Origin of the sequence: Sphingomonas sp. (genome assembly GCF_004799495.1) — a bacterium.
Lineage (GTDB): Bacteria > Pseudomonadota > Alphaproteobacteria > Sphingomonadales > Sphingomonadaceae > Sphingomonas.
In genome coordinates, this window is sequence record NZ_SSMY01000002.1 from 389814 (window position 1) to 406422 (window position 16609).

At 67.5% G+C, this 16609-nt stretch carries 15 protein-coding genes and 2 tRNA genes; 11 read left to right on the forward strand and 6 right to left on the reverse strand.

Translation table 11 applies throughout. The features are described from left to right. Nucleotides 1–38: 38 nt before the first annotated feature. Both rlmB and E7773_RS03220 read right to left on the reverse strand, forming a co-directional pair. Nucleotides 39–791 carry a 23S rRNA (guanosine(2251)-2'-O)-methyltransferase RlmB gene (gene rlmB / locus E7773_RS03215; protein ID WP_293988046.1) on the reverse strand — a complete coding sequence of 251 codons (753 nt, stop codon included), beginning with the start codon at nucleotides 789–791 and terminating at the stop codon, nucleotides 39–41. After that, nucleotides 792–2387 carry a M20/M25/M40 family metallo-hydrolase gene (locus E7773_RS03220; protein WP_293988049.1) on the reverse strand — a complete coding sequence of 532 codons (1596 nt, stop codon included), beginning with the start codon at nucleotides 2385–2387 and terminating at the stop codon, nucleotides 792–794. 162 nt (nucleotides 2388–2549) lie between these two features. Here E7773_RS03220 and E7773_RS03225 point away from each other — a divergent pair. The 4 genes from E7773_RS03225 to E7773_RS03240 all read left to right on the forward strand — a co-directional run bounded on the left by E7773_RS03225 (nucleotide 2550) and on the right by E7773_RS03240 (nucleotide 6253). Next, nucleotides 2550–2635: transfer RNA gene (locus tag E7773_RS03225), tRNA-Tyr, on the forward strand. 196 nt (nucleotides 2636–2831) lie between these two features. Further along, nucleotides 2832–3350, forward strand: coding sequence for a hypothetical protein (locus tag E7773_RS03230; protein ID WP_293988052.1), 519 nt, complete (start codon nucleotides 2832–2834; stop codon nucleotides 3348–3350). Between the two features lie 132 nt (nucleotides 3351–3482). Continuing rightward, the gene (locus tag E7773_RS03235) at nucleotides 3483–4661 is read left to right on the forward strand and encodes an aromatic ring-hydroxylating dioxygenase subunit alpha (protein WP_293988056.1); all 1179 of its coding nucleotides are present in this window, start codon (nucleotides 3483–3485) and stop codon (nucleotides 4659–4661) included. Then, the gene (locus tag E7773_RS03240) at nucleotides 4658–6253 is read left to right on the forward strand and encodes an NAD(P)/FAD-dependent oxidoreductase (RefSeq protein ID WP_293988059.1); all 1596 of its coding nucleotides are present in this window, start codon (nucleotides 4658–4660) and stop codon (nucleotides 6251–6253) included. The genes E7773_RS03235 and E7773_RS03240 overlap by 4 nt, the downstream gene beginning before the upstream one ends. On the opposite strand, the gene E7773_RS03245 is transcribed toward E7773_RS03240, so the two are convergent. Continuing rightward, entirely contained in the window at nucleotides 6230–7519 is a 1290-nt protein-coding gene (locus tag E7773_RS03245; RefSeq protein ID WP_293988062.1) for an APC family permease, read from the reverse strand. The genes E7773_RS03240 and E7773_RS03245 overlap by 24 nt on opposite strands. A gap of 78 nt (nucleotides 7520–7597) precedes the next feature. Between E7773_RS03245 and E7773_RS03250 the strand changes: the two genes are divergently transcribed. The 5 genes from E7773_RS03250 (at nucleotide 7598) to E7773_RS03270 (ending at nucleotide 12797) form a co-directional block, all read left to right on the forward strand. After that, nucleotides 7598–8665 carry an AI-2E family transporter gene (locus E7773_RS03250; RefSeq protein ID WP_293988065.1) on the forward strand — a complete coding sequence of 356 codons (1068 nt, stop codon included), beginning with the start codon at nucleotides 7598–7600 and terminating at the stop codon, nucleotides 8663–8665. A 32-nt stretch (nucleotides 8666–8697) separates the two neighbouring features. Then, the gene (locus tag E7773_RS03255) at nucleotides 8698–10131 is read left to right on the forward strand and encodes an NAD-dependent succinate-semialdehyde dehydrogenase (RefSeq protein WP_293988068.1); all 1434 of its coding nucleotides are present in this window, start codon (nucleotides 8698–8700) and stop codon (nucleotides 10129–10131) included. Beyond that, on the forward strand, nucleotides 10128–11783 hold the full coding sequence (locus E7773_RS03260) for a thiamine pyrophosphate-binding protein (RefSeq protein WP_293988071.1): 1656 nt from the start codon (nucleotides 10128–10130) through the stop codon (nucleotides 11781–11783). Before E7773_RS03255 ends, E7773_RS03260 begins: the two co-directional genes overlap by 4 nt. A 36-nt stretch (nucleotides 11784–11819) precedes the next feature. Next, nucleotides 11820–11893, forward strand: a tRNA-Gly gene (locus E7773_RS03265). Between the two features lie 154 nt (nucleotides 11894–12047). Further along, a complete protein-coding gene (locus E7773_RS03270) occupies nucleotides 12048–12797 on the forward strand; it encodes a sterol desaturase family protein (RefSeq protein ID WP_293988074.1) in 750 nt (249 codons plus the stop codon). Nucleotides 12798–12807: 10 nt separating this feature from the next. Here E7773_RS03270 and E7773_RS03275 read toward each other — a convergent pair whose 3' ends face one another. Then, entirely contained in the window at nucleotides 12808–13185 is a 378-nt protein-coding gene (locus E7773_RS03275; protein WP_293988077.1) for a hypothetical protein, read from the reverse strand. A 66-nt stretch (nucleotides 13186–13251) separates the two neighbouring features. Further along, nucleotides 13252–14010: a molybdopterin-binding protein gene (locus E7773_RS03280; RefSeq protein ID WP_293988080.1), complete on the reverse strand. Its 759-nt coding sequence runs from the start codon at nucleotides 14008–14010 to the stop codon at nucleotides 13252–13254. A gap of 51 nt (nucleotides 14011–14061) precedes the next feature. On the opposite strand from E7773_RS03280, the gene map reads away from it, so the two are divergent. Further along, nucleotides 14062–14886, forward strand: coding sequence for a type I methionyl aminopeptidase (gene map, locus E7773_RS03285; RefSeq protein ID WP_293988083.1), 825 nt, complete (start codon nucleotides 14062–14064; stop codon nucleotides 14884–14886). 1 nt (nucleotide 14887) lies between these two features. Here map and E7773_RS03290 read toward each other — a convergent pair whose 3' ends face one another. Continuing rightward, nucleotides 14888–15931, reverse strand: coding sequence for a S41 family peptidase (locus tag E7773_RS03290; protein WP_293988086.1), 1044 nt, complete (start codon nucleotides 15929–15931; stop codon nucleotides 14888–14890). Nucleotides 15932–16013: 82 nt separating this feature from the next. Between E7773_RS03290 and E7773_RS03295 the strand changes: the two genes are divergently transcribed. After that, complete coding sequence (locus E7773_RS03295; protein ID WP_293988089.1) at nucleotides 16014–16511, forward strand: helix-turn-helix domain-containing protein; 498 nt, start codon at nucleotides 16014–16016, stop codon at nucleotides 16509–16511. The last annotated feature ends 98 nt before the right edge of the window (nucleotides 16512–16609 follow it).

Consider the following 16609-nt stretch of genomic DNA (forward strand, 5'->3'; position numbering starts at 1 on the left):
GACGCGACGGGCGTCAAAGACTGGCGGCGATCGGCGACCTATTCGCGCGCCGCCACCGCGTAGAGCGCGATCGCGGCGGCGTTCGATACGTTGAGGCTTTCCATCCGCGGCGAAATCGGCAGCCGGGCGAGCTGATCGCAATGCTGCGCAGTATTGTGCCGCATTCCCTCACCCTCGGCGCCGAGCACCAGCGCAACGCGCGCCGTGCCGATCGCCTTGCTCAACGTGTCGGTCGCCTCGCCCGCCAGCCCGATCCGCCAGAAATTGGCCTCGGCGATTTCCTCCAGCGCGCGCGCCAGGTTCACCACGCGGACCCACGGCACGATCTCCAGCGCGCCCGACGCCGCGCGCGCCAGCGACCCGCTTTCGGGCGGCGAGTGGCGGTCCTGCGTCACGATGCCGAGCGCATCGAACGCCGCCGCCGAGCGCAGGATCGCGCCGACATTGTGCGGATCGGTCACCTGATCGAGCACCAGTAGCGGACGCTGATCGCCCTCGCCCATCCCCTGTTCGATCAAATCGCCGAGCCAGATATCCTCGAGCGGCTCGACCTCGATCACGATCCCCTGATGCGGCGCGTCGCTCGGCACCAGCCGACCGAGGTCGGCGACATCGGCGAAGGTAATCGGGATGACCGGCGGGATGTCGAGCCCGGCCAGCGCCTCGCGCGTCGCCCACATCTTGCGCACCGTCCGCTCCGGGTTGGCAAGCGCGGCCAGTACCGGGTGCCGGCCCCAGATGCGGGGCCGGTTGCCGGACGCCTGGTTCGGGCGATGGCCGCGGCGTTTCACCTATTCGTCGCCGTACGCGAACGGATCGGTCTTGACCGGCTGAGTCGGGATCGGCGGGCGCGGCAGCGCGTCGCCGTTCGCCGCATTCCACAGGAACGCCGCCAGGATCACCGCGGCCTGGCGCATGTCGTCGCCCTTCAGATGATCGAACGTATCGACCGAGGTGTGGTGGATGCGGCTTTCGTAATCGAGCGGGTCCTGGATGAACTGGAAGCCCGGCAAGCCCACCGCCTGCATGAAGACATGGTCGGTGCCGCCGGTCTTGCGGATCACCACCGACGACGCGCCCATCGATTCGAACGGGGTAAGCCAGTCCTTGAAGATCGGCACCACCGCCGGGTTGTTCTCCGCGAAGATGCCGCGCAGCTTCCCCGACCCGTTGTCGATGTTGAAATAGGCCGCCATCTTCGACCATTCGGGCTTGGTCGTGATCGGCCAGCGATTGCCCCAGCCCATGTAGCGCGCGAGGCCGGTCGCATTGGCGGGCCCGCCGCGCGTCGCAAAATGGTTTTCGACATAGGCCAAGCTGCCGAGCAGCCCCTGCTCCTCGCCCGCCCACAAAGCGAAGCGGATCGTGCGCTTCGGCTTGACGCCGAGCCGCGACAGGATGCGCGCCGCCTCCATGATCATCGCGCTGCCCGCGCCGTTGTCCGCCGCGCCGTCGCCCGCGACCCACGAATCAAGGTGCGCGCCGGCCATCACATAGCTGCCGTCCTTCGCGCTTCCCGGGATGTCGGCGATGATGTCGTAGGCGTTGACGTCGCTGTCGTCGAAGGTGACTCGGTTATCGATCGACACGGTCGGCGCGAGACCGAGCCCCGCGAGCCGCGCGAGCCGGCGGTAATCCTCCGCCGCGATCTCGACCCCCGGGGTCTTCACCGTGTCGCCGACCCCGAACAGATAGCCCTCACCGTGAACGAGCTTGCCGTCGAGCCGCGACTTGGTGGCATAGGCGACCGCGCCTTCCTCCTGCAGGAAAGCGTCCATCGCCTTAGCAAAGCCGAGCCGCTTGATCCCGCGATCGGCGGCGGCGGGGTCGTAGGTCGGCTGGACGAACTGGTCGAGCTTGGCGATGTCGTCGTCGCTCAGCCGCTTGAACGGCGCTTCGCCCGGCTCGGAGCCGGTATCGGGCCGAGTTACCAACACCACCTTGCCCCGAAGCTTGCCGCGCCACCTGGCGAAATCGGCCGGGCTCGTCATCGGCGCGACCACCACCTCGCCGCTCACCACGCCGTTGGTGCCGGGGGTCCAGGCGATCGGGATCGCAGTGAGCTGAATCGGACGCGGGCTGACCATGCGCACCGACGAACTGTCGATCGTCCAGCCGCGCCCGAACTCGAAGCCTTCCTTGTGGACGTTCGACAAGCCCCATTCGCTGAACTTGCCCGACGTCCACGCCTCGGCCTTGCGCATCGCCGGCGAATTGGTCAGCCGCGGCCCGATCTGGTCGGCGAGATATTCTGCTGTCACCATCACCTGGCTGCGGTTGAACCCCTCGTCCATGATCCGCGTGGTCATCGTCAGGTCGCTCGATTGCGACGCGGCGGGAATGGCGAAAGCGATGGCCGCGGCGGCGGCAAGGAGCGATTTGCGCATAGGATGGTTTCCCCGGAGGACAGCGACGAACGCCACGCACGCTATTGCCGCACGCGTGCTCACGCAAGCACGGCGAACCCGCGTTGACAGCGCGCCGCCGCTTCGGCATTGGGCGCCCTCGCTTTCGCACGAGCGACCCGCCTGTCGAAGGCGATGACCTGGGGACAGGTGGCCGAGTGGTTAAAGGCAGCAGACTGTAAATCTGCCCGTGAAAGCGTACGCTGGTTCGAATCCAGCCCTGTCCACCATCACCCGCTTCTGCCATGATTCCGCGGGCAGACCGTCCAAACAACCGCGTCATCGTCGACCGCAACAATGCTGACAACAGGCTCGAAAGCCCCCTTTTCGGACGGCTGAAGCCACCGAAATCCGATGGACAAAGACCGCTTGCGGTTTTGCCGCAATTCACCCGGAACGCTGGGTCGCGTTCCCCGTTGTGGCTGAATGGATCGCCCTCGCAACCCCGACCGCGCGCTGCGAAGTCTCGGCCTCGGTGCGATTGGGGCGCTCGTCACCGCCTGTGCCGGCTTGGGAGCGTCGAACTACACGGTTTCCAACATCAACCCGATTTATTTCAGTGGCGTGGAAAGCCACAGCCCGCAGCCATTTCCCGAGAGTGGCGACGCGGACGCTACCCTTGCGGCAACCACCGCTTTCCCCGGCATGCCCGGCGATCAATATTATTATTATCGTCCGCCGCCCGTCACGGCCTCGTACGATGCGCGTGCGTCATATCAAACGGCCGACTACGATCTGTCGGCCGAGCCGGCGCGTACCAGCCGTGACCAACCTTTCGATAACCGAAACCGCGACTCATCTTGGGCATACGACAAGCCCGCGTCAGATACCGTGGATGACGCGTCAGCGAGCGATCCCGCTCCCTCGTCCGTGGAGAAGAATGCAGACGAACCGATAGCGACAAGTGCAGTGCAATCTCGACCGGAAGTCGCGCCGGGCGAATAGTCGGAGGATGGCGCTGGCGTCGCTGCGAATTTGCTCGCGGCGCAGCTGACCGATGTAGTGCCGACCGTTGACGGCTCGACGCGGTCCGATCCGCCCTCTGTCCACCATCATAGATCGAGGTTAGGGTCCGATATGGCCCGCCGCTTTGCCGACCTCTCTGATATCGATCGGGATGCCGACTGGAGCTTGCCCGGCTGGCTCTACACCGACCCCGAATATTATGCGGTCGAGATGGAGCGCGTGATCCGCCCGTCGTGGCAGATCGTGTGCCACGAGAGCCAGGTCGCACAGCCGGGCGATTTTCACACGATCGATTACCTCGGCGAGAGCGTGATCGTAATGCGGGGCGACGACAGCGTGGTGCGCGGCTTTACCAACGTGTGCCGCCACCGCGCGATGCGGCTGGTCGAGGGACCAGCGGGGTGCACGAAGAAGCTGGTCTGCCCGTATCACGCCTGGACCTACGAGAAGGACGGGCGGCTGAGCGGCGTGCCGATGCGCGGCGATTATCCGGCGCTGCGGCTGGAAGATAACGAGCTGGCGCCGGTCGATATCGAGATCTGGCGCGGGTTCGTGTTCGTGCGGCTGGAAGGCGAAGGTCCGTCGGTCGCCGCGATGATGGCGCCGTACGACCATGAGATCGCGCCGTACCGGTTCGAAGAGATGCGCTGCATCTCGCCGGTCCGTGAACGCTCTCGCGCGGTCAACTGGAAGAATGTCGGGGACAATTATTCGGACAACCTCCACATCCCGGTCGCGCACGACGGGCTGACGCGGCTGTTCGGAAAGAGCTACGCGATCGAGGCGCAGCCGTGGGTCGACAAGATGTCGGGGCAGCTGAGCGATCACGTGTCGGGCAATCCGTGGGAGCGCTTCTATCAGCGCCATCTGCCGCGCGTCGACCATCTGCCCGACACGCATCAGCGGCTGTGGCTCTACTACAAGCTCTGGCCCAACATGGCGTTCGACCTCTACGCCGATCAGATCGATTTCATGCAATGGCTGCCGACCGGACCGACGACCTGCGTGTTGCGCGAAATGGCGTTCGCACTGCCGGATGACCGCCGCGAGATGAAACTGGCGCGCTACGCCAACTGGCGGATCAATCGCGTGGTCAATGCCGAGGACACCTGGCTGATCGAGCGCGTGCAGCAGGGCATGGCGAGCCGCAGCTACGAAGCCGGCCCGATCGGCGCGAGCGAGGTGTGTCTGCGCAGTTTCGCAAAGAAGATCCGCGGCCTGATCCCTGAAGCCCGTCAGCACCGCGCGCCCGCGCCGGGCTGGAGCCGCCGACCCCGCGAGGTTCAATGACCAAGAAATACGACGCGCTCATCATCGGCGGGGGCCATAACGGGCTGGTCTGTGCCTTCTATCTCGCGCGCGCGGGACTGAAGGTCCGCATCCTCGAACGCCGTCATATCGTCGGCGGCGCGGCGGTGACCGAGGAATTCGCACCCGGCTTCCGCAATTCGACCGCGAGCTACACCGTCAGCCTGCTACGCCCCAAGGTGATCGCCGACATACGGCTCCACGAGCGCGGCTGGCGGATCGTCGAGCGGACGATCAGCAATTTCTTCCCGCACGAGGATGGCTATCTCAAGCTCGGCGGCGGCACCGCGCGGACACAAGCCGAGTTCGCGCGCTTCTCCGCAAAGGATGCCGAGACCTTCCCGCGCTACGAGGAAGCTTTGGAGCGCGTCGCCGAGGTGCTGCGCGACATGGCACTCAAGACGCCACCAAATGCGGGCGGGGGTATCCGCGCCCTGCTCGCCGCCGCGGCGCAGGGCAAGCGGCTGGCGGGGATGAATCTCGAAGCGCAGCGCGACGTGATGGACCTGTTCGTCAAGTCGGCGCGCGATTTCCTCGAAGGCTGGTACGAGAACAAGTTCGTCCAGGCCGCGTTCGGGTTCGACGCGGTGGTTGGCAATTACGCCAGCCCCGACACGCCGGGCAGCGCCTACGTCCTGCTCCACCACGTGTTCGGCGAGGTGAACGGCAAGAAGGGGATGTGGGGGCATTCGGTCGGCGGGATGGGCGCGATCACGCGGCTCATGGCCGAGGCGTGCGCCGACATGGGGGTCGAGATCAGCCTGGAGGCGCCGGTCGCCAAGGTCCTGGTCGATGGCGGCAAGGCGGTTGGGGTAAAGCTGGAAAGCGGCGAGGAGATCGCGGCGGGCACGGTGATCGCCAATGCCGGGCCGGCGCTCGTGTTCCGTCAGCTGGTCGACCGCAGCGATTTGCCGCCCGACTTCGCACACCGCATCGATCGCTTCAAAACCGGGTCGGGCACGTTCCGGATGAACGTCGCGCTGTCCGAACTGCCCGACTTCACCGTGCTGCCCGGCAAGGGAAAGGCCGAGCACCACACCGCCGGGATCATCATCGCGCCGACGCTCGACTATATGGACAAGGCGTACACCGACGCGAAAGCGGGCGGCTGGTCGAAGGCGCCGATCGTCGAGATGAAGATCCCCTCGACCGTCGACGACAGCCTCGCGCCGTCGGGGCAGCACGTCGCCAGCCTGTTCTGCCAGCAATTCGACCCCGCGATCGATTGGGACAAGCATCGCGAGAAGGTCGCCGACCTGATTATCGACACCGTCACCAAGCACGCGCCGAACTTCAAGAAATCGGTGATCGCGCGGCAGATCCATTCACCGCTCGACCTCGAGCGCAAGTTCGGGCTGATCGGGGGGGATATCTTCCATGGGCACATGTCGCTCGATCAGCTCTGGGCCGCGCGCCCGGTGCTCGGCCATGGCGACTACCGCTCGCCCATTAAGGGCCTCTACATGTGCGGATCGGGCACGCACCCCGGCGGCGGCGTCACCGGCGCGCCGGGCCACAACGCTGCGCACGAGATATTGCGCGATCGCTCGCTATTCGGCCGGCTGTTCGGCTAACGCGCCCCGCCGCGTCATGACGTAGAGCGGGAGCGCGAGCGCCATCAGCGCGATGCTGAGCAATGCCGCCTCGGTTCCCGACCCGACGACCATCGCCAGCGCGAAGACGAGCGCGAGCAGCGCGAGCACCGGCCGTATGCGCGCCTTGATCGCGGCCGCCCCGGCAAAGGCGTAGATCCACAACCCCGATGCAGCGGTCAGCCGCAGCATGAAGTCCATCAGCGATGCGCCGCTGTGCCACGATCCCGCCAGCAGCAGGACGCACGTCAGCGCCGAACCGAGCATCAGCGGTAGCACGGCGATGTCCTTGCTGTTGGTCCGCCCGAACCACCCCGGCAATTGCCCGGCGCGCGCCAGCCCGAGCGGTATCTCGCTCTGCAACAACACCCATACATTGAGGCAACCGACGGTCGAGATCACCGCGAACGCGGCGACGAAATCGCCCGCCCAGCGGCCCCAATGCTGTTCGATGAACAAAGCGACCGGCGCGTTCGACGCGCTGAGCTGCGCCGCCGGGACGGTGAAGGTGATTGCGGTGCAGACGATCAGATACAATACGCACGACAGCGCAATCCCCGTCATCGTCGCGCGCGCGACATTGCGCTCGGGATCGCGGATGCGTTCCGCCGCGATGCTCGCCGATTCGAACCCGATGATCGCGACCATCGCCAGCGCGGTCGCCGACAGGAGCGGCGAAAACGTGACGGGGACATGCGTTGCCGCGGTCGCCGTGGCGTGCCCGCCCGCGATCATGAGACACGCGATCAGCACGACCGCGAAGAGCGGCAACAGCTTGAGCGCGGTCGTCACCACCTGAAAGCGCCCCGAGCTTTTGAGCCCGGTCAGGTTGAGCACGGTCAGCGCGACCATCAGCAGCGTCGCGGTCATCGCCTGGCGGAACGGCGTCGCCGCCAGCGCCGGCACGATCTGCCCGGCGTAGCGCGCCGAGGTCAGCGCAATGTAGGCGTTGGAACACCAATAGCTGACCCACGCGCCCCAGCCGACCAATACCCCGGCGATGGGCCCCAGATCCTGCCCGATCACCGCGACCAGCCCCGGCGACTGCGGCCGCGACGCGGTCAGCGCCGACAGCACCGCACCGATGATCAGCGCGCCTACACCACCCGCGACCCACGCCAGCGCGCCGTTCCAGCCATAAGCCGCGAACGATCCCGGCACGACATAGATGCCCGCGCCGATCACCCCGCCGATGACGAACGCCACCGCCGTCCAGAATCCGAACGGCCGTTTTTCGACTGCGTCCATTCCCGCTCTCCCCTACCCGCCACGCATCACAGCACGTTCCACTGTCGCGCGCCAGCGCGGCGCGCTACATCGCTATGCATGGCCGTTTTCTCCTCCGACACGCGCGCGTCGCTGGCGCGCTTTGCGCTCATCGCGGTGCTCGCCGCGCTCGGGCTGTGGATCGTGTTCAGCTTCCTGCCCGCGCTGATCTGGGCGGTGGTGATCGCGGTCGCGATCGATCCGCTGGTCAATTGGGCGGAGCAGCGCTTCCCGAAGGCGCGGCCGAGCGTCATCGCGCTCGTCTTCACGCTGGCGTTCGCGCTCCTGATCCTCGCGCCGATCGGCTTCGGCGTGGCGCAGGGGGCGAGCGAGGCGCACGACATCGCCGCCTGGATTCATGCCGCGCGCGGGCACGGCGTGCCGCCGCCCGCGTGGATCGCCGACTTGCCGTTCGGCAACAGCGAATTGATCGGCTGGTGGAACGCCAACCTCGCCGATCCCGTCGCCGCCGACCATTTGTTCAAGCAGGCCGGGGGTGCCGCGACGATGACGCGCACGCAACTGATCGGGATCGGGCTGCTCCACCGCTCGGTCATCTTCGGGTTCACGCTGCTGACGCTGTTCTTCCTGATCCGCGACCGCGATTCGATCGTCGCGCAGTTCAGGACGGTCAGCGCGAAGGTGCTGGGCCCGGCGGGCGAGCGGATCGGGCAGCAGGCGTTGCTCTCGGTGCGCGGAACGATCGACGGACTGGTGCTGGTCGGAATCGGCGAGGGCGTGGTGATGGCGGTGGTCTATGCAGTGCTGGGCGAGCCGCACCCGATCCTGCTCGGCGTCGCGACCGCGATTGCCGCGATGATCCCGTTCGCCGCCGCGGCGATGTTCGCGATCGCCGCCTTGCTGCTGCTCACGACCGGCTCGGTCGGCGCGGCGATCGCCGTGGTCGCGATCGGGCTCGGCGTGGTGTTCGTCGCCGACCATTTCATCCGTCCCTTCCTGATCGGCGGCGCGACTCGGCTGCCGTTCCTGTGGGTGCTGATCGGCATCTTGGGTGGGGTCGAGACGCTCGGACTGCTCGGGCTGTTCGTCGGGCCCGCGACGATGGCGGTGCTCGTGATGCTGTGGCGCGAGCTGATCGAGGGGAAACCCGAAGCCCCGGTGGCTTGAACGCGCGGCGGGGAAGTCTAGAGGCAAGCGGCATGACCGATTATCCCACGACGCTCGGCCTCTATATCGGCGGCGAATGGCTGTCGGGCGAAGGCCGCGACACGCACCGCCTGCTCAACCCCGCGACCGGTGCCGGGCAGGCCGACCTTCCGCTCGCGACGACCGCCGATCTCGATCGCGCGCTCGTGGCGGCTGAGCGTGGGTTTAACGAATGGCGCAAGACCACGCCCGAGGCGCGCGCGGCGATCCTGACCAAAGCCGCGGTGCTGATCCGCGAGCGCGCCGACCACATCGCGCGCGTCGCGACGCTGGAGCAGGGCAAGCCGCTCGCCGAAGCGAAGGGCGAGGTGCTCGCGAGCGCGGGCCTGATCGACTTCCACGCCGCCGAGGGGCAGCGCGTCTACGGCCGCGTGCTGATGCGGCCGCCGGGCCAGCGGTCGATGGTGCTGCACCAGCCGGTCGGTCCGGTCGCTGCGTTCTGCGCGTGGAATTTCCCGGCGCTCAACGTCGTGCGCAAGATCGCGCCCGCGATCGCCGCGGGCTGCTCGATCATCCTCAAGCCGAGCGAGGAAACCCCCGGCTCAGCGGTCGAAGTGATGCACTGTTTCCAGGATGCCGGGCTTCCCGGCAACGTCGCGCAGATCGTGTTCGGCGCGCCCGATCTGGTGTCGCGCCACCTGCTCGCCTCGCCCGTCACGAAGAAGTTGAGCTTCACCGGCTCGGTCCCGGTCGGCAAGCACCTGATGAAGCTCGCCGCCGACAGCGTGATGCGGATGACGATGGAATTGGGCGGGCACTCGCCGGTGCTGGTGTTCGACGATTGCGACCTGGAAAAGACGCTCGACACGCTCGTCGCGCACAAGTTCCGCAACGCGGGCCAGGTCTGCGTGTCGCCGACGCGGTTCCACGTGCAGGAAGCCATCTACGACAAGTTCGCCACCGGGTTCGCCGAGCGGACCAAGCGGCTGACGGTGGGCAGCGGCCTCGACGCGGCGAGCAACATGGGCCCGATGGCCAACCAGCGCCGGCCCGAGGCGATCGCCGCGATGGTCGAGGATGCCCGCAGCATCGGTGCGCGCGTGCTGGCGGGTGGCGGTAATGAGGTGGACAACGGATTCTTCTACCAGCCGACCGTCCTCGCCGACGTGCCGCTCGAGGCCAAGGCGATGAACGACGAGCCGTTCGGCCCGGTCGCGCTGCTGCGCCCGTTCGCCAGCGTCGATGACGCGATCGAGCAGGCCAATCGCCTGCCCTACGGCCTCGCGGCCTACTGCTTCACCGAGAATGGACGGCGTCAGAATGTGCTCAGCGAGGCGATCGAATCGGGAATGATCGCGATCAACCAGGTACGGCTGACCTGGCCCGACGCGCCGTTCGGCGGGGTCAAGGAATCGGGGTTCGGGTCGGAGGATGGGCCCGAGGGCGTCGCTGCGCACATGGTCACCAAGGCGGTGCACATCGCATGACGATGAGGACCGCCGCGCGAATCCTGGTCGATCAGCTCGTCGCACAAGGCGTCGATCGCGCGACGTGCGTGCCGGGCGAAAGCTATCTGCAAGTGCTCGACGCGCTGATCGGCAGCGGCATCGACCTGCTCACCTGCCGTGCCGAGGGCGGGGCGGCGATGATGGCGGAGGCGTATGGCAAGCTGACCGGGCGGCCCGGCATCTGCTTCGTCACGCGCGGTCCCGGCGCGACCAACGCATCGCCCGGCCTGCACATCGCGATGCAGGATTCGACCCCGCTGATCCTGTTCGTCGGCCAGATCGAGCGCGGTATGCGCGACCGCGAAGCGTTTCAGGAACTCGATTACCGCGCGACGTTCGGTGCGCTGGCCAAATGGGTGGTCGAGATCGACGACGCCGCGCGAATCCCGGAGATCGTCGCACGGGCTTTCCGCATCGCGCTGCAGGGGCGCCCCGGCCCGGTAGTGATCGCGCTGCCCGAGGACATGCTGAGCGACGTGGCGGACGTCGCCGACGCGCCGCTGATCGAACCGGTCGAAACCGCGCCCGCCCCCGACGATATCGACACGCTGCGAGAGTTGATCGCGGCGGCGACCGACCCGGTCGCGATCGTCGGCGGGTCGCGCTGGACACCCGAAGCGCGCGACGCGATGGTCGCGTTCGCGCACCGGCTCGGGCTGCCCGTCGCCGCGCAGTTCCGCCGCGCAGCCCTGTTCCCGGCGACCGACGATCACTTCATCGGCGACCTCGGCCTCGCGCCCAATCCGAAGCTGATCGATCGCGTGAAGGCGGCCGACCTCGTCCTGCTGATCGGCGGCCGGATGTCCGAAATCGCGTCGCAGTCGTACACGCTGCTCGACATCCCGGCGGGCGCGCAGAAGGTCGTCCATATTCATCCCGACCCGCTGGAGCTCGGGCGCGTCTATCAGCCGACGCTCGCGATCAACGCCACGCCCGGCGCGTTCCTAGCAGCGGCATCGCAGATCGCGCCGCGCGGTGGCGACGTCGCAGCGGCGCGCGCCGACTATCGCGCATGGTCCGACACCCCGCCCCCGGTTCCCGGTGATTTCCAGTACGGCGATGTCATGCTGTGGCTGCGCGAACGTCTCCCCGCCGACGCGGTGATCTGCAACGGCGCGGGCAATTTCGCGAGTTGGATCCACCGCTACTACCGCTTCCGCGATTTCGGCACGCAGCTCGCGCCGACCAGCGGATCGATGGGTTATGGCTTGCCCGCCGGGGTGATGGCCAAGCGCCAGCGGCCCGACAGCATCGTGCTGACGATCGCCGGGGACGGCGATTTCCTGATGAACGGCCAGGAATTCGCGACCGCGGTGCACCACGGCATCCCGCTAATCGTCGCGATCATCGACAACGGTATCTACGGCACGATCCGCATGCACCAGGAGCGGCATTTCCCGGGGCGCGTGTCGGCAACCGAGCTGACCAACCCCGACTTCGCCGCGCTCGCGCGCGCCTATGGCGGGCACGGCGAGACCGTCACGACCACCGCCGAATTCGCGCCCGCGTTCGAACGCGCGCTGGCGAGCGGCAAGCCGGCGATCCTGCACTGCCGACTCGACCCGCAGGCAATCACCCCGACCGCGACGCTCGACGGGATCAGGGCGGCGGCGGAGAAGAAGCCCGATTGACCCGAGCCGCGCGGTCGTGGCAGGGCGTCGCCGCGCGCGGGTGTAGCTCAATGGTAGAGCAGAAGCCTTCCAAGCTTACGACGAGGGTTCGATTCCCTTCACCCGCTCCAACTGCCGCAGCGATTTAGCGGCGCTAAATCGTGCTCGGCGGCAGTTCGGACGGCACCGCTTGCGGCGACCGACGGCGCGGCTTTGCCGCGCCGCCCCGATCCGCTAAAACCACACCGCGCGTACACGCCTGTGACCCTCGGGGGAGGCCTGGCCATGTCGTTCGACACGCTGTTGCTGCTGTCATTCCCGACGATGCTGCTCGCCGGCATGGCGATCGAGCTCGTCGTCCGCTCGCCGCGCGCGCAGCCAAGGATCCGCTATTGGCGGTTGATCGGCGTCGCCGGTTTCGCCGCGACGCTGATCGTCAACGTCGTATCGCCGCTCGTACTCCTGCCGCTCTTGCCACACGCCGGTCCCATCGACCTGTCGCGGTGGCAGCTATGGGGCGCCATCCCTACCGTCGTGCTGACGACGTTCTTCACCTATTGGTCGCACCGGTTGCAGCATCGTTTCGACCTGTTGTGGCGGCTCGGCCACCAGCTCCACCACGGCGTCGCGCGAGTCGACGCGGCATCCGCGTTCATCTTTCACCCGATCGACGTGTTCGTTCAGGTATTCTGGTCGCTGCTCGCCGCAATCCTGCTCGGCGTGACGCCCGAAGCGGCGGGGATCGCCGGCGCGGCGGGGTTCCTGATCGCGCTGTACCAGCATCTCGACGTGCCCACGCCGGTGTGGAGCGGCTGGATCATCCAGCGGCCCGAAGCGCACATGCTGCACCACCAGCGCGACGTGCATGCGCGCAACTTCGGCGACATGCCGGTGTGGGATATGCTCTTCGGGACTTATGCCAACCCCAAGCGCGCCGATGTCGCGGTCGGGTTCGATCCCGGGCGCGGGCGCCGCGTGCTGGCGATGCTCGCCTGCGTCGACGTCAACCAGCGGACGGGGCGCGAACGGCTATAGCGCCCCCCGGTCACTTCGTCCCGACCGGCAGGATCTTCGTGCCCTTGGGCATGCGCTTTCTGGCTTGCGGCACCCCGCTGACGGTGAAGATTCCGCCGGGCTGCAGCGTGATGACATACTCGCCCAGATCGTCGCACGTCGCGACCCACACCGGCTTGCCGTCGTTGCGCGGCTTGCTCTCGATCTTGTCGATCTCGCCGCATTCATAGTCGGCGTCGTAGATCGCCTTGTAGAACACGGTCTTGCGCTGCGCATCGGTGAGCGCGGCGATCTTCGCTTCCATCGGCGCGAGGGCGGCGGGGGTCGCCGTGTTGTCGCCCGGCGCCGAACCGCCGCCGCAAGCGGCAAGCAGAAGCCCCAGTGTCGCCATCGCTAATCCGGTCTTCATCGCGTCTCTCCTTCTACCGGCCCAACGTGTGACTCGCCGTCGCGTGCCCAGCCCGGCCTCGATCGCTCAAATCCCGTCGGCAACCACTGCGCGGCCCTCCGCCTCCAGCCGCGCGGCCAGATCGGCGATGGTCGCCGCGACCAGCGCTTCGTCCGGGCTGCGCACGACGAAGTTCGCCCCCACGCGCCCCTCGCGGAAGAACGGGTAGCTGCCGATAGCGACACCCGCATGCGCCCTCTCGGTCTCGCGCAACACGTCCGCGACCTCGCTTTCCGGCACCCAGCAGCCGATCGTGCGGCTGATCACCGGCTGCCCGCCCTCGAGCGTCCCGGTCAGCGCGTCGAGCATCCCCGCGGTGATGTGCGGCACGCCCGCCATGATGAAGATGTTGCCGATCTTGATCCCCGGCGCGCCCGACATGCGGTTGGGGATCAGATCGGCGCCCTCGGGCACGCGCGCCATGCGGAGCCGCGCTTCGGTGAGCTCGCTCCCCTGCCGCGCGTAATAGCGTTCAAGCACCGTCACCGCGTCCGGGTGATGAACCACGCCGACGCCGAGCGCCGCAGCGATCGCATCGACCGTGATGTCGTCGTGCGTCGGCCCGATCCCGCCGGTGGTAAAGAGGTAATCTTGGCGCGCCCGGAGCGCGTTGACCGCCTCGACGATCGCGCCCTCGACATCGGGCACCACGCGCACCTCGGCCAGCCGGATGCCCTGCACGTTGAGCCACGCGGCAACCTGCGCGACGTTCTTGTCCTGCGTGCGCCCCGACAGGATCTCGTCGCCGATCACGACCAACGCGGCTGTCCAGATACGCTCGCTCATGGCGGCAAGCCTAGCCTCGCAAAACGGTGCCGTCATCGCTATATCGCCGCGATGACCGAATACGTAACCGTCACCAGCGACCAGCATCTCGAACGGACCGGCGCGATCAAGCTTTACGGCCGCGACGCGTTCGCGGGCATGCACAAGGCCGGGCAGCTCGCCGCCGCGACGCTCGACATGCTCGTCCCACACGTCGTCCCCGGCGCGAGCACCGGCGAGCTCGACACGATGATCCGCAACTTCATGGTCGCGGGCGGCGCGGTGCCGGCGACGCTCGGCTATCGCGGCTACACGCATTCGAGCTGCATCTCGGTCAATCACGTCGTGTGCCACGGCATCCCCGGCGAGCGCACGCTGAAGGACGGCGACATCGTCAATATCGATGTGACCCCGTTGCTCGACGGCTGGCACGGCGACACCAGCCGGATGTTCCTGGTCGGCGACGTGGGCGTGAAGGCGCGGCGGCTGGTCGACGTGACCTACGAATGCCTGATGCTCGGGATCGAGCAGGCCAGGCCCGGCAACACAATGGGCGACGTCGCACATGCGATCCAGCGGCATGCCGAAGCACACCGGTACGGCGTGGTGCGCGATTTCTGCGGGCACGGCGTCGGGCGGCTGTTCCACGATGCGCCGGAGGTGGTGCATGTCGGTCGCCCCGGAACCGGGCCGGAACTCAAGCCCGGGATGATCTTCACGATCGAGCCGATGATCAATATCGGCAAGCCCGACGTGAAGTTGCTCGACGACGGCTGGACCGCCGTGACGCGCGACCGATCCTTGTCGGCGCAGTTCGAGCATTCGATCGGCATCACCGAGGACGGGTGTGAGATTTTCACGGGATCGCCGGCTGGGTTCGACCGACCGCCTTACTGACCTACAGAGCGCCCGCGCGGCGAAGCGCCTCCTCCAGCGCGAGCGCCGGCGCGACAGCGATGTCGGGCACGATCCCCGTCCCTTCCCAATCCTTGCCGGTATCGGGATCGATCGTCCGCCCGACCGGCAGGAACACGACCAGTCCAGCGCCGATCGGCACGAAATCGCCGAAATGGTTGGCGCCCGCCGTCGTCTCGCCGATCTGGATCGCGCGTCTGGTGTGGCGAAACGCCAGCGCGAGATGCTCCGCCGCCGACGCGGTGCGGCCCGAGGTCAGGTAGAAAACCTTCGCGCCGAACAGGCCCGTCTCGGTCCCCGGCACAGCGTAATGCTCGCGGCCGATCAACCCCACCGGCGCGGGCACGTCGCGGACGAACTTGTCGTCGTCGAACGGCGTCCCGCCGCGCGCCTTGGCGACCGATTGCGCCATCTGCATCTGGACCAGCACGGTCTCCTTCGCGAAAAGATACGGGAAGATCGCGTTCATCTCGTCGATCCCGCCGCCGCCGTTGTAGCGGCAGTCGATGATCAGCGATTTGGCGGTCGCGTGCGTCTTCATGAAATCGGCGGTGGCGGCGACCGTGGCGGGATCGCCGGTGAAGCCGGTATAGCGGAGGTACGCGACGCCCTTCGCGACCCAGCCCGCATCTTCAAGCGAAACACGGCGGATCGGCTGCGGGCCGGAACCGGCGCCCGGCGCAGGCCCGCCCACTACGACGCGACGCGGGCCGCCGCCGCCCGCCATCGCTTCGGGCACGATTCGCAAGTGGCGGTCGGACGACACGGCGTTGAGGTCGGCGCTCAATTGCTGGCCCAGCGCGACCGGATCGCTGACCGCGGCATAGCCGCCTGCTGCCAGCTTCTGACGCAGCATCGCCGCGTATTTCTTGCCGGTGTCGGGGTAGACGTATCCCGTCTCGAGCAGATCGGCGAGCTTCGCCACCGCGCCTGCCAGCCCGGTATCCGTCGCTTGCGCCAGTGCGGCGCCGCTGCCCAATGCCGCGATCGCCGCCGCCGACAGCCCCAGAAATGCCCGCCGCTCCATCGTCACCCTCTCTCGACTACAAATGTAACTATAAGCGCTTATACAATTTGCCCGGCGGCTGTAAAGTGCTAGCCAAGCGACCATGACTTCCACCCACACCGCCGCCAGTTTCGGCGCCGCGCTCCGCCGCCTGATCGACCATCTCGATGGCGCGCTAGAGCAGGCGTATCGCGACGACGGGCTAGATTTCCGCGCGCGCTACACCCCCGTCATCCGTGCGCTGATGGACGACGGCCCGCACACGCTGACGACGCTGGCCGAGCGGCTCGGCGTGTCGCATTCGGCGACCAGCCAGACCGTCGCGCAGATGCGGCTCGCCGGCCTCGTCGTGGTGACGCGCGGCGAGGACGATGCGCGGCAGCGCGTGGTCGCGCTCAGCCGGCTGGCCAAGGCGATGCAGCCGCGGCTGGAGGCGCATTGGCATGCCGCGCGAGTCGCGACCGCGGCGCTCGACACCGAAACCGGGGGCGTGCTGGTCGAAGTGATCAATCGCGCCAACGCCGCGCTCGCCAGGCGGCCGTTTCGCGACCGGCTCGCCGACGCTGCCGCGCGAACGGGCAAACGAATCCCTGCTGCCTAACCGCTGGGCATTTGCTAGGCGCTAATACCGACCCGCGCAGCCCCGGCCCTTCGCGCGGGCAAGCTGGCACGGTTCGTGTAATGGCGCGGGCGAAGCGA

Bases quoted from the DNA above. Each gene is read 5' to 3' on its own strand.
- E7773_RS03295 (WP_293988089.1), top strand. From the start codon at position 16,014: ATGACTTCCACCCACACCGCCGCCAGTTTCGGCGCCGCGCTCCGCCGC.
- E7773_RS03235 (WP_293988056.1), top strand. From the start codon at position 3,483: ATGGCCCGCCGCTTTGCCGACCTCTCTGATATCGATCGGGATGCCGAC.
- E7773_RS03270 (WP_293988074.1), top strand. From the start codon at position 12,048: ATGTCGTTCGACACGCTGTTGCTGCTGTCATTCCCGACGATGCTGCTC.
- E7773_RS03260 (WP_293988071.1), top strand. From the start codon at position 10,128: ATGACGATGAGGACCGCCGCGCGAATCCTGGTCGATCAGCTCGTCGCA.
- map (WP_293988083.1), top strand. From the start codon at position 14,062: ATGACCGAATACGTAACCGTCACCAGCGACCAGCATCTCGAACGGACC.
- E7773_RS03245 (WP_293988062.1), bottom strand. From the start codon at position 7,519: ATGGACGCAGTCGAAAAACGGCCGTTCGGATTCTGGACGGCGGTGGCG.
- E7773_RS03220 (WP_293988049.1), bottom strand. From the start codon at position 2,387: ATGCGCAAATCGCTCCTTGCCGCCGCCGCGGCCATCGCTTTCGCCATT.
- E7773_RS03290 (WP_293988086.1), bottom strand. From the start codon at position 15,931: ATGGAGCGGCGGGCATTTCTGGGGCTGTCGGCGGCGGCGATCGCGGCA.
- E7773_RS03280 (WP_293988080.1), bottom strand. From the start codon at position 14,010: ATGAGCGAGCGTATCTGGACAGCCGCGTTGGTCGTGATCGGCGACGAG.
- E7773_RS03275 (WP_293988077.1), bottom strand. From the start codon at position 13,185: ATGAAGACCGGATTAGCGATGGCGACACTGGGGCTTCTGCTTGCCGCT.
- E7773_RS03240 (WP_293988059.1), top strand. From the start codon at position 4,658: ATGACCAAGAAATACGACGCGCTCATCATCGGCGGGGGCCATAACGGG.
- E7773_RS03255 (WP_293988068.1), top strand. From the start codon at position 8,698: ATGACCGATTATCCCACGACGCTCGGCCTCTATATCGGCGGCGAATGG.
- E7773_RS03250 (WP_293988065.1), top strand. From the start codon at position 7,598: ATGGCCGTTTTCTCCTCCGACACGCGCGCGTCGCTGGCGCGCTTTGCG.
- E7773_RS03230 (WP_293988052.1), top strand. From the start codon at position 2,832: ATGGATCGCCCTCGCAACCCCGACCGCGCGCTGCGAAGTCTCGGCCTC.